15 protein-coding genes are annotated in these 13,566 nt (G+C 56.1%); 7 read left to right on the top strand and 8 right to left on the bottom strand.

The genetic code is table 11. From position 1 onward, the window contains the following. Positions 1–73: 73 nt before the first annotated feature. The 4 genes from GBEM_RS18290 (at position 74) to GBEM_RS18305 (ending at position 2,964) form a co-directional block, all read left to right on the top strand. Positions 74–520, top strand: coding sequence for an Hsp20/alpha crystallin family protein (locus tag GBEM_RS18290; protein WP_012532094.1), 447 nt, complete (start codon positions 74–76; stop codon positions 518–520). 33 nt (positions 521–553) lie between these two features. Then, a complete protein-coding gene (locus GBEM_RS18295) occupies positions 554–952 on the top strand; it encodes an Hsp20/alpha crystallin family protein (protein WP_012532095.1) in 399 nt (132 codons plus the stop codon). A 214-nt stretch (positions 953–1,166) separates the two neighbouring features. Next, positions 1,167–2,390, top strand: coding sequence for a multiheme c-type cytochrome (locus GBEM_RS18300; protein WP_012532096.1), 1,224 nt, complete (start codon positions 1,167–1,169; stop codon positions 2,388–2,390). A gap of 232 nt (positions 2,391–2,622) precedes the next feature. Continuing rightward, entirely contained in the window at positions 2,623–2,964 is a 342-nt protein-coding gene (locus GBEM_RS18305; protein ID WP_012532097.1) for a type II toxin-antitoxin system HicB family antitoxin, read from the top strand. Here GBEM_RS18305 and GBEM_RS18310 read toward each other — a convergent pair. The 6 genes from GBEM_RS18310 to GBEM_RS18335 form a co-directional block, all read right to left on the bottom strand. Continuing rightward, a complete protein-coding gene (locus GBEM_RS18310) occupies positions 2,961–4,088 on the bottom strand; it encodes a CapA family protein (RefSeq protein ID WP_012532098.1) in 1,128 nt (375 codons plus the stop codon). The two genes, GBEM_RS18305 and GBEM_RS18310, sit on opposite strands and share 4 nt — an antisense overlap. 4 nt (positions 4,089–4,092) lie before the next feature. Further along, complete coding sequence (locus GBEM_RS18315; protein ID WP_012532099.1) at positions 4,093–4,296, bottom strand: hypothetical protein; 204 nt, start codon at positions 4,294–4,296, stop codon at positions 4,093–4,095. 44 nt (positions 4,297–4,340) lie between these two features. Then, complete coding sequence (locus GBEM_RS18320) at positions 4,341–5,648, bottom strand: sugar MFS transporter (protein ID WP_012532100.1); 1,308 nt, start codon at positions 5,646–5,648, stop codon at positions 4,341–4,343. Between the two features lie 10 nt (positions 5,649–5,658). After that, positions 5,659–6,114, bottom strand: coding sequence for a hypothetical protein (locus GBEM_RS18325; protein ID WP_012532101.1), 456 nt, complete (start codon positions 6,112–6,114; stop codon positions 5,659–5,661). Positions 6,115–6,859: 745 nt separating this feature from the next. Further along, positions 6,860–7,297 (bottom strand): hypothetical protein, encoded by a 438-nt coding sequence (locus GBEM_RS18330; protein WP_012532102.1) that lies wholly within the window; start codon positions 7,295–7,297, stop codon positions 6,860–6,862. 205 nt (positions 7,298–7,502) lie between these two features. Further along, positions 7,503–8,384 carry a YifB family Mg chelatase-like AAA ATPase gene (locus GBEM_RS18335; protein ID WP_226373896.1) on the bottom strand — a complete coding sequence of 294 codons (882 nt, stop codon included), beginning with the start codon at positions 8,382–8,384 and terminating at the stop codon, positions 7,503–7,505. A gap of 66 nt (positions 8,385–8,450) precedes the next feature. Here GBEM_RS18335 and GBEM_RS20500 point away from each other — a divergent pair, with 66 nt between their 5' ends. Then, positions 8,451–10,088, top strand: a complete 1,638-nt coding sequence (locus tag GBEM_RS20500) for a recombinase family protein (protein WP_012532103.1) — start codon at positions 8,451–8,453, stop codon at positions 10,086–10,088. 126 nt (positions 10,089–10,214) lie between these two features. After that, the gene (locus GBEM_RS21345; protein WP_012532104.1) at positions 10,215–10,553 is read left to right on the top strand and encodes a hypothetical protein; all 339 of its coding nucleotides are present in this window, start codon (positions 10,215–10,217) and stop codon (positions 10,551–10,553) included. A 444-nt stretch (positions 10,554–10,997) separates the two neighbouring features. On the opposite strand, the gene GBEM_RS18345 is transcribed toward GBEM_RS21345, so the two are convergent. Further along, the gene (locus GBEM_RS18345) at positions 10,998–12,119 is read right to left on the bottom strand and encodes a hypothetical protein (RefSeq protein ID WP_012532105.1); all 1,122 of its coding nucleotides are present in this window, start codon (positions 12,117–12,119) and stop codon (positions 10,998–11,000) included. A gap of 310 nt (positions 12,120–12,429) precedes the next feature. On the opposite strand from GBEM_RS18345, the gene GBEM_RS18350 reads away from it, so the two are divergent. After that, positions 12,430–13,002, top strand: coding sequence for a recombinase family protein (locus GBEM_RS18350; protein WP_012532106.1), 573 nt, complete (start codon positions 12,430–12,432; stop codon positions 13,000–13,002). A 323-nt stretch (positions 13,003–13,325) separates the two neighbouring features. On the opposite strand, the gene GBEM_RS22140 is transcribed toward GBEM_RS18350, so the two are convergent. Next, positions 13,326–13,499 carry a toxin-antitoxin system HicB family antitoxin gene (locus tag GBEM_RS22140; protein WP_169308696.1) on the bottom strand — a complete coding sequence of 58 codons (174 nt, stop codon included), beginning with the start codon at positions 13,497–13,499 and terminating at the stop codon, positions 13,326–13,328. Between the last annotated feature and the right edge of the window lie 67 nt (positions 13,500–13,566).

Consider the following 13,566-nt stretch of genomic DNA (forward strand, 5'->3'; position numbering starts at 1 on the left):
TTGACAACGCAAAAACAATGCTTATTTTCCCATCAGAAAATCACTCCATCACTCTGAAAAGGAGGCAACCGACATGGCAACCTGGGATGTATTCAAAGAGTTGGACAGCCTGAGAAGAGAAATTGACGAAGCATTTCGCGGCGCAGGGTACAACCGCCCCTTCGGCCCGGCGTTCCTCTCCCCGGTGGCGACCCGCCGGTTCCCATTGGTGAACTTCAGCGAGGATGAAGGGAGCGTCTACGTCGAGGCACTGGTACCTGGCGTCGACCCCAAGGACGTCGACCTATCCGTCCTCAGGAACACCCTGACCATAAGCGGCGAACGGAAACCCTTCGCAGAGGTGAAAGGTGTAATTCACCGCTCCGAGCTCGGATCCGGCAGGTTCACCCGAACGCTGGAACTCCCGGTCGACATCGACCCGAACAACATAACGGCGCAGTGCAAGGACGGGATGATGCAGATCAAGCTGGCCAAGGCCGAGCACGCGAAACCCAGGAAGATAGATATCAAACTCTCGTAAGGATCAATTTCCATCACGAAGGAGGTCTTAGAAATGGCACCGAACAGCTTGACCGAAAGAAACGACGAGCGCAACGTCCAGACCCGTGAGGAAACCAGGTCTAACGAAAGGTATATCCGCCCCGCGGTTAACATCGTGGAGACAGAAGAAGGACTCTTCCTGACCGCCGACCTACCGGGCGTGGCCAAGGGGGATATCGACGTCAACGTCGAAAAAGGGATCCTCACCATCACGGCTCCGGCGAAATCGACCCTGATGGGAACCCCGGTCTACAGCGAATTTCAGCTGGGGAACTACTACCGTCAGTTCACTATTCCCGAGAGCCTCGACCACGAAAAGGCCAAGGCAGACTTCGTCAACGGCATCCTGACCCTCAGGATTCCCAAGGCGGAGATCGCGAAGCCAAGACGTATCGAGGTGCAGATCGGCTGACAATCACTCAGACGAGCAGAAAGGGGATCTCCCCACCTCAAAAACCACCATCAAAATAGCAGGGGCCGCCCAGAGCGGCCCTTCGCATTCCTGGAAAGCTCCTCCTGGAAAAAAGGCCTTCCCCCTTTCCATTCTTTTTTGATCTGGATCAAAGAAATCCCCTCGGGCATATGGTTTACATGAGCACCATTTTTATATTCCGAAGGAGGATTCAATGCTGCACTGTCTGAAAAAATTGGCCGGAGGTATGGCCCTGATGCTCATGTTGGCTCTGCCTGCACTGGCTGCGGAAAGCAACTGCATCACCTGTCATAAGAAGGTCACCCCCAACATCGTCAAAGACTTCCTCGAAGGCGAGATGGGCAAAAGCGGCAGCGTCGACTGCTTCCACTGCCATGGCAAAGAGCACCAAAGCGCGAAAGACGTGGCCAAGGTCACTATGCCGACCGAGAAGACCTGCAAGCAGTGCCACACCAAGGAGCATGACCAGTACGCCTCCGGCAAGCACGCTCTCGCCTGGGTCGCCATGGACGCCATGCCGACCAACAAGATCCAGCCCCACGCCTACATCCAGGGGATGAAGGGATGCGGCGGCTGCCACAAGGTCGGCATCCGCGACGAGAAGTCCCGCGACGAGGGTCGCTACGGCTCGCCCTGCAATTCCTGCCACACCCGCCACAAGTTCAGCAAGGCCGAGGCGAAGAAGCCGGAAGCCTGCCGCACCTGCCACATGGGCTTCGACCATCCGCAGTGGGAGATGTGGTCCAACTCCAAGCACGGCTCCATCTATCAGATGGAAGGCGACACCGGCCGGGCCCCCACCTGCCAGACCTGCCACATGGGTGACGGCGACCACAACGTAATGACCTCCTGGGGCTTCCTGGCCCTGCGCCTGCCGGAAGAGGACGCCGAGTGGATGGGGTACCGCGTGACGATCCTCAAGGGTCTGGGGGTTCTCGACGCAGCCGGCAAGCCGACCCCGCGCCTGGATCTGGTGAAGGCAGGCAAAGTCGCCCGCCTGACCAAAGAAGAGTGGCAGGCGTCCCGCGACAAGATGGTGGGCGTCTGCAGCAAGTGCCACAGCGCCAGCTACGCGAAGACCAGCCTTGGCAACGCCGACAAGATGATCAAGGAAGCCGACAAGCTGATGGCCGAGGCGATCACCATAGTCGCCGACTTGTACGACAAAGGGATCATCAAGCCGCAGAAAGGTCAGCCGGCCTACCCGGACCTGCTCACCTTCTACGACACCAGGACGCCCATCGAGCAGACCCTGTACGTGATGTTCCTGGAGCACCGCATGCGTGCCTTCCAGGGTGCGTTCCACATGAACCCCGACTACGTCACCTGGTACGGATTGGCCGAGATGCAGAAGGACTTGGTGGACATCAAGGCCGATGCAGCTGCGATGATCCGCGAATCGGGTCACAAGAAGTAACGACCTTATTTCCAATGCTTAAAAGAAAGCGGGGCGTCCAGGACGCCCCGCTTTTTTCACAGAAAGTCCGTGAAGCAGCGGGTGCGCCACCATCCTTAGGCAAAATTAACACCGTAGTATCACCGTAGTATCATCACTCACTGCCACCAAAGATCCGGGAACTCATAGAGCGTCTGTGACGCGAACCTTACCAGAAACGGCAGGTCGAAGCTGCAATCAAGGAGTGCAAAAAGTGAAGAAGACAGACAAGTACTTGAAACTGGTCGAGTGGTCCGAGGAGGATGGTTGTTATGTCGGGACCTGTCCAGGTCTTATCTACGGCGGGGTCCATGGAGATAATGAGGCAGAGGTTTACCGTGAGCTTTGTGAAACGGTGGCGGAGGCAATAGAGCTGTACGAAGCCGATGGCAAGCCGCTGCCACCTGCCACGGCAAATAAGGAGTACTCCGGTCGGTTTGTGCTGAGGGTCGACAAGGAGTTGCATCGCCAAGTAGCCATCCGTGCCCTCAGATCCGGCGAAAGCCTGAACAGCTATTGCCAAAAGATATTGAAGAAAGCAATCGCGGAAGGCTAACCCTTCACAGTTTGAGCCCATCTTAGCAAGAGCGTCTGATCTTCGGTCTCTTCGACATGAGTCCCGAACCCCTTACCCTGGAGGTTCATGGTGTCACGCAGCCAGCACGAGTCGGCGCCACTTACGCGGACCACCTGGAACTTTCGCACCCGCGTTGGCATCAGCCTCAGTTCCTCCAGCTCGCCTGTCTTCCCTTCCACATCCGCAAAGTACATGAAGCCGAGGTCGCCGTGATACGCTTCCTTCCCCCTTATCCCCTCGTAATCGGTCAGAAAATCACCGCAACCATAGATGATCAGCTTGCCCCGGTACACCTCAATCCCCTTCACATGATGGGAGGAGTGGCCATGGATCAGGTCGACTCCGGCGCTGTCGATGAGACGATGGGCGAAGTCGATCTGTTCCGGCGGGATCTCGAATCCCCAGTTGCCTCCCCAGTGGATGGAGGCCACCACCACGTCCCCCTCCTGCTTCACCTGTCGCACCGACTCTCTCAACCTCTCCGCCGTCCGGTCTGAAAGGTCCGGCAGCAGGTTCACGCCCGCCAGTTCCTTTCCGGCTCCCCATTCGCCAGGAATGCCGCTGGAGGCATCCCCAAAGGAGAAGACATGCACCCTCCCCTGGCCCGGAACTGCAACGGTGGCAGGTCCCGCCGCCGATGAAAGGTCGGGGCCCGCCCCGGCGCACCGCACTCCGGATTCCTTTAGCGTACGGAGTGTTTCTTCAAGGCCCTGGTACCCCCAGTCCATGACGTGGTTGTTCGCCAAAGCGCAGACGTCAATCCCGGCGGCTGTGATCGCCGGGAAATTGTGCGGGTGCATGCGGTAGTTGATCCCCTTGCCCGGCCAGAAATCTTCCGAAGTGGTCACACTTGTTTCCAGGTTGATCAGCTTCACGTCCGGGCGAAGCCGGCGCAAGATCTCGAGGGCGTCCCCCCAGATGTAATCGAAGGAGACCGGCCTTGGTATCGCCCCACTGCACCTTTCTGCAAGATCCACATATCGGCGGGCATCGGTTACGAACCACTCGTAAATGTGGGGATCGACTGGGTGGGGAAGTATCTGGTCAATCCCCCTGCCGATCATGACGTCGCCGCACATGAAGATGGAGACAGGATTTTGCATCAGCTCAGCTCTCGCTCCGCCTGGCTTGCGCGCGTTCGACGAAGTCCCCCCACTCCCCTTTCGGACTCCCTTCTTTTTTCAGGTGCCAGCTCTGGTGGGCCATCTGGCCGCCGTTGCCGTGACATGCCTTGCCGCACAAGGGGCAGGTCCAGGAGTAGGGGGAATGCCTGCGTTCCCGTTTCTTTTTGGCGTCGTCTTTAGAGAGCATGGCAGGACCTCCTGTCGTGCGGCAAAGATGTTTTGAGCTTTATTTCACCGCGGCGCGCTAAGGCGCGGCTTGTGGCCTGCCAAGCCGTAATAGGCGATGTACAGGTAGCACATTAGCGGCAGTATGAAGGCGTGGTGGAGACCTACGACATCCGCGAGCCCCCCCTGTAAGAGCGGGATGATAGCGCCGCCGACAATGGCCATGCAGATGATGCCGGAACCTTTCCCCGTGTGACGCCCGAGTCCGGCTATGGCGAGCGAGAAAATAGTGGGAAACATGATCGAGTTGAACAGCCCGATCAGCAGAATTGCCCACATGGCCATGCTGCCGGTGGTGAGCATGGTGACGGCCGTCAGGGTCGCGGTGACGAGGGCGTTGCAGGCCAAAAGCCTCGCGGGGTTGACCAGCCTCTGAAGCGCCGAGCCGATGAAGCGCCCGACCATGGCGCCGCCCCAGTAGAAGGAAACGTACCTTGCGGCACTGGCCTCCGGCAAGGCTTTGACGTAAGGCTGCCCCAGGTAATTCACCAGGAAGCTTCCGATGGCCACCTCTGCCCCCACGTAGAGGAAGATACCGAGCGCTCCCAGCTTCAGGTGCCGATACCCCCAGGCGCTTCCGGGGTCGTACTCCTCTTTCCCCGTCTCGGGGTCGCTGGTACCGGGTTCCACCTCCGGCAGCCTCACCAAGGAGAAAACGGCGGCCATGGCGCAGAGCACGGCTGCCATCCATAAGTAAGGAACCTGCACCGAGCCGGCCTCGGCGGCCCGGTAAAGGGCCAGTTCAGCGGGGGCCATCCCGGAGATGTCGCTGGCGGGCTTGACCGCGACGCCGAGGATGAAGATGGAGCCGAGGTAAGGGGCGACGGCGGTCCCCAGTGCGTTGAAGGCCTGGGTCAGGGTCAGGCGGCTCGCCGCCGTCTGCGGCGTGCCCAAGATGGCGACGTAGGGGTTGGCTGCCACCTGCAGCAACGTGATGCCGCAGGCAAGGACGAAGAAGCCGGTAAGGAACAGCGGGTAGGAACGCAGCCCTGCCGATGGGTAAAAGAGGAGGCAACCGCTTGCCGCCACCACCAGCCCGGCACAGATACCTTTCTGGTACCCGATCTTCTCGATGACCGCCCCCGAGGGGAGGGACATGAGGAAGTAGGCGGCAAAGAAGCAGAACTGAATCAGCATCGACTGGGTGTAATTCAGGGCGAAGATGCTTTTCAGGTGGGGTATCAAGATGTCGTTGAGGCAAGTGATAAACCCCCAGGCAAAGAAAAGGAAGGTCAGCGCGATGAGCGCAATGGAGAAATCGCCCTGGGCTGGTGAGGATTTTGGCTTCGCTGTAGTCGGTACCACACCCCCCATGGCTGCTCCTTCACAGTGACCGGGTGATCACCTTATAGGCCTTAGTGAGTTCAAAGGCGGAAAGTTGGTCATACAAGCAAAAGTCGGCGACGCTGTAGATTTTACCGTTGAAGGACAAGTGCCAGGCACTCTCCGCAGATACGATCACGCCGGCATCTTGATCATCGAACTGGTCAGCCGTTATGTCTATGGTGAGATCTCCGAGTTGGAGCCAGGCATGGATAAGCCCATTTCTCTTCCCAACGATGTAAAGAGGCCGTCCGCACCCGTTGACCTGAAGGTATTTCGCCAACAGCAGTGATGCGTCCCCGCAGGCCCCAACGGGAAAGTCCCGAAGGGTTATCAAGCGGCCCGTCCGCGGGTTGCTCCTCAAGATCGCGCAACGGAATCGGTGTGCCAGACGGAACAGGAGTTCCTGGAACGGGTCGGACCGTGCCTTCATCAGCGAAATGTGCACATACTTCATGGGGGAGGGTCTCCTTTTGGAGATACGATCAAACCGACACAAGAACAGCTTTGTCCCTCCTTGCCGCCGTGCACTTCCACCTCTCCTTGCTTCCACTCATTGACCGAGAACCGGTTATCTGGATCGAATGCGTGAGGACCGCAGGTCAGCATAGCAGTGGTTGACAAATTGTCACCTGCACCCGAGAGCTTGCAACAGAGCAGTGTAAATCAAAAGCGGGCGAACGGGCATTTACACAATATCCTTTACACGCTCAGGCCCGGACGTGACAGGGTTGCAACTTGCGCATGGTAATTTGTCGTGAGGCCATGACAAATTGGAACGGGCGCGTGCTAATTTGTCGTGAGGTCGTGACAAATTGAAACGGGCGCGTGCTAATTTGTCGTGAGGTCGTGACAAATTGAAACGGGCGCGTGCTAATTTGTCGTGAGGTCGTGACAAATTGAAACGGGCGCATGCTAATTTGTCGTGGGGTCGTGACAAATTGGAACGTGAAATTGGGGCACCATAGGGCGATGGCGAGCATGTGTGGGGGGTAAGAAACTGTGTGGGCCGGGTCACGGATGGCAGGTTTGGAGCGTCGCGAGGAGAGTCAGGAGCGGGTGATGCCCCGTCGGTAAACCGGGCGGATGAATAAAAGGGGCTACCTAACCGGTAACCCCCATGTTCGTTATAGTCTCGATTGCCAGGGTGTGCTCACGACCGAGGATCAGGGGATCGGCTTCCTCCGGTCGGAACAACATCATCAGGAGTTGGTTTTTTCGGCGTCCGATACCGTGACATCTTCAGACGGAGTCTGGGGTATGTTCGTCCTGGAGATGGTCCTGTGGTCCTTACAGAGTTCGAAGCCCGAGGTGACAATCACCTCTGGGTAACGGATAGAAATCGCTTCCAAAACCGATGCGATTTCGTCCATATGATCGACCAACTGCGCCTGGAGAACCTCGCGCGCGGCAATGTCAAGCTTGCTGGAGTAGAGAGAGGCCCTTTGGTACACCTCGTGGTACTTTGCTGCCTCGGCCAAGAACGACGACAGCAGTTCAGGATGCGCAGCCCATACCGATCCCGGGATCTTCGGGTTGTCCGTCAGGCACTTCCACACTCTCAACAAGATGTTGTAAAACCTGCTCGGCGCCTTGTTCCGATAGCTGCGCAGGATTCTGGACTGGGATGGCCGTGTCATATCGCTACCTCCTTTACCCAGGTCGGCTGGGTTTGCAGCTTGCTTGGCCTATGAAGATTGGTAAAAACTCATGCGCCAGTGTACAGGGCATTGCCGATTTTTCAAGCGGCGTGGAGAGAAGGAAATTTCGATCACAATTACCGCAGCCTGGAGAGGAAGACGTAAAAAAGGGGGACAGGCACCTGCGGAGCCAGTCCCCTCCTTGTTAGGCAGTCTTGCGGTCGAGGCTCCGGTACTGGATGGCTTCGGAGATGTGGTGTTCCTTTATTCCCTCGCTCCCTTCCAGATCCGCAATGGTGCGGGCCACCTTCAGGATCCTGGTGTAGCTTCGGGCGGAGAGACCCAACCGGTCGGTGACGGTTTCCAGCATCCTGCTCCCGACCGCGTCGGTCTCGCAGAACTTGCGGATCATCCGCGCCGTCATCTGGGCATTGCTGTGCACCTTGGTCCCTTTGAAGCGCTCCTTCTGCACTTCATGGGAGCGTGCGACGCGCGCGGCAATCTCGGCCGACCCTTCGCTCTCTCCCCGATCGGAGAGCTCGCGATATTTGAGGGCGGGCACCTCGATGTGTATATCGATGCGGTCGAGCAGCGGCCCGGAGACCCGCGAGCGGTAGCGCTGGATCATGAGCGGGGTGCAGGAACACTGGTGCACAGGGTCGGCGAGGTAGCCGCAGGGGCAGGGGTTCATCGCGGCGACCAGCATGATGCGGCTCGGGTAGGTGACGGAGGCGAGGGCGCGGGAGATGGTGACCCTGCCATCCTCCATCGGTTGCCGCAGCACCTCCAGCACGTGCTTCTTGAATTCGGGCAACTCGTCGAGGAAAAGGACGCCGTTGTGGGAAAGTGACACCTCGCCAGGCTTCGGAGTGTTGCTACCGCCGATGAGCCCCACGTCGGAGATGGTGTGGTGCGGGGAGCGAAAGGGGCGGCAGGAAATGAGCGCGTGGTCCCGCTCCAGGAGACCCATAACGCTGTAGACCTTGGTCGTTTCGATCGCCTCCTCGAAGAGCATGGGGGGGAGGATGGAGGGGATGCGCCGCGCCAGCATGGTCTTGCCCGATCCTGGCGGGCCGATCATAAGCATGTTATATTCACAAGACCCATGTTACATGCTACAGTGCATCACCAGTTCACCTTTAGGAGGTCCGTAATGGCACGGGCATTCAGTTATCTTCGATTCAGCAGACCAGAACAGCGCAAGGGCGACAGCCTCAGGCGGCAGACCGAAGCAGCCAGGGAGTACGCAGACCGACACAACCTTGCCCTTGATGATTTCTCATTCCGCGACTTGGGGCACTCGGCCTACCGTGGCAGTCATGCAGAGATAGGAGGTCTCAGCCAGTTCCTTGCAGCGATTGACACAGGGCACGTGAAGCCCGGTGACTACCTGCTGATTGAAAACTTCGACAGGCTATCAAGGCAGGTATTAGACGAGGCATTCGACCTGCTACGCACGATCTGCAACAAGGGTATCTCTGTTGTAACTCTCCAGGATGGGAATATCTACGACAAGGAAAGTCTTAGCCGTAACTTTGCCTCTCTGATGTGGGCGCTGTTCGCCTTTGCCAGGGCACACGACGAAAGTGCTGTTAAGTCTGACAGGCTCCTCAGCACCTGGCACAACAAGCGTAAAGACATGCGCGTCAAGCCTCTCACTGGCAAGCTGCCGGGATGGCTGAGGCTGAGCGCTGAAAAGCAGATTACTGTCATTGAGGATCGCGCTGAGGTGGTCAAGGAGATTTTCACGAGGTACGTTGAGGGCCAGTCTCCAAGAACCATAGTGAACCGGCTGAACCAGAACAATGTCGAGTGCTGGGGCATCGGCAAGCAGAAGTCGAAGAAGTGGAACTCCTCCTACATCCAGAAGATACTGGACAACGAGTCCGTCATTGGGCGCTTCACACCGCATAAGATAATGTTCGAGGGGATCAAGAAGACGAGAGTCCCGCTCGAAACGGTCAATGACTACTTCCCGGTGATCATAGACGCTGAAACGTTTAATCGCGTCCAGGAGGTGCGGACGCGGAACAAGCTGGGCCGGAGAAAGGCAACAGGGGGCCTGACGAACGCGTTCTCCATGCTGTTCCGGTGCCCGGTCTGCGGAAGTTGGCTGGTAAGGGTCAACAAGAACAGTAAGAGCAACTGGCAATACCTCGTGTGCGGTGCCGCAAAAGCTGGCTACCGGGACGCCGACAGCGGCTACAGGTTGTGCCCAGGTGGCTACAAGGCCGTGCGCTACGACGTGGTAGAGCAGGCGTTTGTCGATGCGGTCCTGTGCGGTCGCTTTATCTCCTCAACAGGAAGCGCCTTGGAAGCCGTCGAGGCAGCGATAGAGGCGCAGAGAAAGCGCAGAGAGGAGAGCTTGCGGCGGTCTACGAACCTCACGAACGCGATAGCTGAAGGCGCTCTTAAAGGGAGTTCTCCTGTAATCAAAGACCTGGAAAAGTACAGCCTTGAAGTTGTTGGGCCAGCCGATGATGATCTCCAAATAGTGGGCAAGGTGGAGCACTGGACGGTAGCTGAAGAGCTGGAATTGCTGGCGTCAGCAATAAAAGGGGCAGAGATTGCCATTGAGCGCTTAGAACTTGACCGGGAGGCTTTGAAGCCGCGAACCGTAGACATTAAACTAAGGGAATTGAAGATGGCGGTGTGTGGGCCTGAGATTGACCGCCAGAAGATCAATATGCTGCTCCAGGCCCTGTGTGACTCCAGCGAACTGAATGCTGACACCAAGGAAATGACCTTCAATCTGAGGCACGCTGACAAGCCGGTGGTTGTAGTATGGTAGCGCGTGGCGGCCTTGGACTGGAAGCCAAGACGCTGGAATTATTCTTCAAATGACGCTTGCGGCCACTATCTTAAATCTGTATAGTTAGCGCTCAAAAATTTAACACTGCCACTTGGAGCCACGACGATGTCTAAAAGCCTGGATGATCTGAGGAAGTGGATTGAAGAAGAGAAAAAGCAGTCTGAACTGCGGTTACAGGAGTTGAGAGAAAGATCATCCGCCACTGAACCGGAACCAGATGATGAGCCGATTCGTTGTCCCAAGTGCAGATCAAGTCAGATAACGGCCCAAAGAGATGGCGTGAGTTTGAGTCGCGCTGCTGTCGGAGGCTTTCTCTTTGGTGGTGCTGGTATGGTTACAGGCGGGTTAGGTGGCAATAAAATCTTAATCACATGCCTGAAGTGCGGCAAACAGTGGAAGCCTGGACAGGAACAAACCATCTTTGAACGATATTTCAGTGACTGAAATCTTATATAAGCCCCCTAGTCCCTTTCGCGGGTCGAAGGTGCCCTACGCGCTTTTTGGAAGTCGATCTCATTTTGCCCCCCGCCCCCACCTCCGAGGATCGCTTGTAGAGGGTGTTTGTGGGCAGGGGAAGGGGTAGGTCTGGGGGTAAAATGCACTTATCATTCTTCGGGGCGTTGATCTTGGTTCATGTCTGCGCTGCGGTCTGGTTTTACCGGCGCAGTCGGCATGTAGCCGGGACGTTCAACCTTAGCTGTATCAGTCTGCTGTTGTACCTGCTGCTGATGAAACCATAGAAGTCAGAAGGGCTGCTCCTGGGTTTGAGAGCGGCCCTTCGAGCGTCTAAAGGTCACTCTGCCGTCACACAGATGTACGGTGTAATACGCAGGCTGGATTACGGCTTATCCGTGGGAGCGGTCTGGCCTTAACCAACCCACGGCGTCCCTATTCCAGCCTGCTGATGTAGCGGTTCAGCTCCTTGATTATCACGTCCGACTCGGTCAGTTCAGCGAAAGTAATGTTGAACTTGCTCATATCGTTGTAAAGTTTTTGAATCGCAGGGACGTTTTCCTCGCCAGTGCCTTCTTGCCGCCTAAGAGGCATGTACCGCGCTTGCTCATCAAAATCGGGTGGGACAACCTGCCACCCCATGCGGTTTACCTCCTTCTCCAACTGCCTGTAGCCTAGCTCGATTCGCGCTATCTCTGACCGAAAGAACCTCTGTAGTGCTACGTCGTTCATTACCTCGCCATGCCTGAAAAGCAGAAAGTACCGAATCCTTGTTGTCGGCTCGCTCCATTCCGTATCGGCCCGCAAATCTGCGAGTTTTTCTTCTATGCTTTTACTGGAAAAGGAGTATTTGTCGCTCTCCTCGAACTTCTCTCTGACCTCATCTTCCAGGACTACACCGTTTCGGATGTCGTACTCGTCATTGGTAAAGTATGAGAACTTATGCTCTATGGTCCGGCTTTTGACACTGGTTGAGTTGAAGGCGTATTCAAAGACTGTGGTGTGAGAAGAGGTGTGGTCAGGACTGTGGGACGTTATCGTGTACGTTTTAGTTTCCTTGGACAAATACAGCTCGGTGACCCAGTCATTCTCATCTTCATCAAAGGACAGAGCGAAGTCGTTGGAGTCATACTCCTCATCATCGCTAAGGGTCCGGAAATCCGCGCCTGGCAGGCCATAGAATGTTGCCAGTTCGTTTATGCACTCCCTCACCTTTTCTTTGGGTAGATCGACCGATTCGAGCTTGAAGTTGATCTCCTTGACCCTCTCTGGGAGCTGTCGTTTCTTGAAGTAGAGCCGGATGAGATTAAAGGTGTTGAACCCTGCGGAAAGCCAACTGAAAAGTGGTGAGAAGAAAAGCATCTCCCCGTATACCAGCGCGTGCTTCAGCTTGCTGGTAGGGGTGCTCTTGTACCCTCCGGTGGTCAAGTCGTAGTGCAGATTGATCCTCTTCATGTTTCTCGACTTAACTGAGAAGGTATCTGATAGCGACATCCCGATCCTACCCATGTTAATAACGAATGAGGCCACCATCCCAGTGAAATACGGATCATCCATGACTCACCTCGTTTCTGTTGCTAATATGTCGTCCTACCGCCTTATCCTGTGGTCTGGATCGGATGTTACACGAACACTTAAACAACCTTCTCATAGCACATCTCCTCCCGTTTATACATTTTTTAATTCGCAGGCAGCAAGAAAGCAACGTACCTGTCCGCACAATGTCAACCACCCCTATCAGTAGGGCACGCCCTTGCGATAGGCTGAAAAAATGGGCTCCCATGCTATCACAGGAGTTGACTTCGGGGTTTTGATAGGTTATTATCAAAACATCTTAGACATCATTGATAGCAATCAGGAGGGCAGCATGGCAATCGTAGGGTATGCAAGGGTGAGTTCGACAGACCAGAAGCTCGACGTGCAACTCGATCAACTCAAGGCACTGGGCGTTGACAAGGTCTATGCTGAGAAGGCCAGCGGAGCCGATGCTGAACGGGTTGAGCTTGCCTCCCTTCTGGACTACGTGCGCGAGGGTGACACCGTAGTGGCCTGCAAGCTCGACAGGATCGCCAGGAGCACACAGCACCTGCTTAACATCGTGGAGACGTTGAACAAGAAGGGTGTCGCACTCAGGGTGCTGAACATCGACCTTGACACCTCTACCCCGACAGGGAAGCTCATGTTGACGATGCTGGGCGCTATCGCTACTTTCGAGAGAGAGATGATGCTTGAAAGGCAGGCTGACGGGATCGCCAAGGCTAAGGAGGCCGGGAAGTACACGGGAAGGAAACCGACAGCCAAGGCAAAGAGCGCCGAGGTGGTAACCCTTCTGGGGCAAGGCAAGACGAAAGAGGCGGTAGCCGCTGAACTGGGAATCGGCGTAGCAAGTGTCTACAGGATCGCCAAGGAGGAGAAGTTGAGGATGACCGCGCAGCCTTAAAGAGCCAAGTCAGTTCAGTCATACAAAAGGCCGGGAGCAATCCCGGCCTTTTGCTATCTGAGACGACCCAGAATGCCCTACAAGCCACGATCTCGCGCCGGGACAGCCTGGAGTGTGGGGAAAATCAGCACAGGGCACCACAAGACCTTTCATTAGATTTCTCTTGACATTCATTAAAAGCCGTGGTACAATCGGGGAAGTTCCGGATGGAACGACCTATACACAACAGTGTAAGGGTAGAGCCTACAGTTTCCCCTTCCAACGTCCTGCAGTTATGAGCGACTACCCCACCAAGCTACAACCACTCAAATGAGCGAAGCCGCCTACTGAACTGATCGAGGCGGCTTTTGATCTACTTGGGCAGAGCCATACTTTTCTTGCAACGATTCAAGAATCAACTGGTTCATGGTGACCCCCTGCATGATTGCGATTATCTTGATCCTTGCCCTCAACTCCTCTGGCACCTCAACATTGAGCCTCACTTTACTCTGAATCACTTCCAGCCGCCCCCGTATAGCTTAGTTTTTCGATCCAAAGTAAATGAGTCCCTCCTCCGACGCAAGC

It is taken from the genome of Citrifermentans bemidjiense Bem, assembly GCF_000020725.1.
In the GTDB taxonomy this organism is placed as follows: domain Bacteria; phylum Desulfobacterota; class Desulfuromonadia; order Geobacterales; family Geobacteraceae; genus Geomonas; species Geomonas bemidjiensis.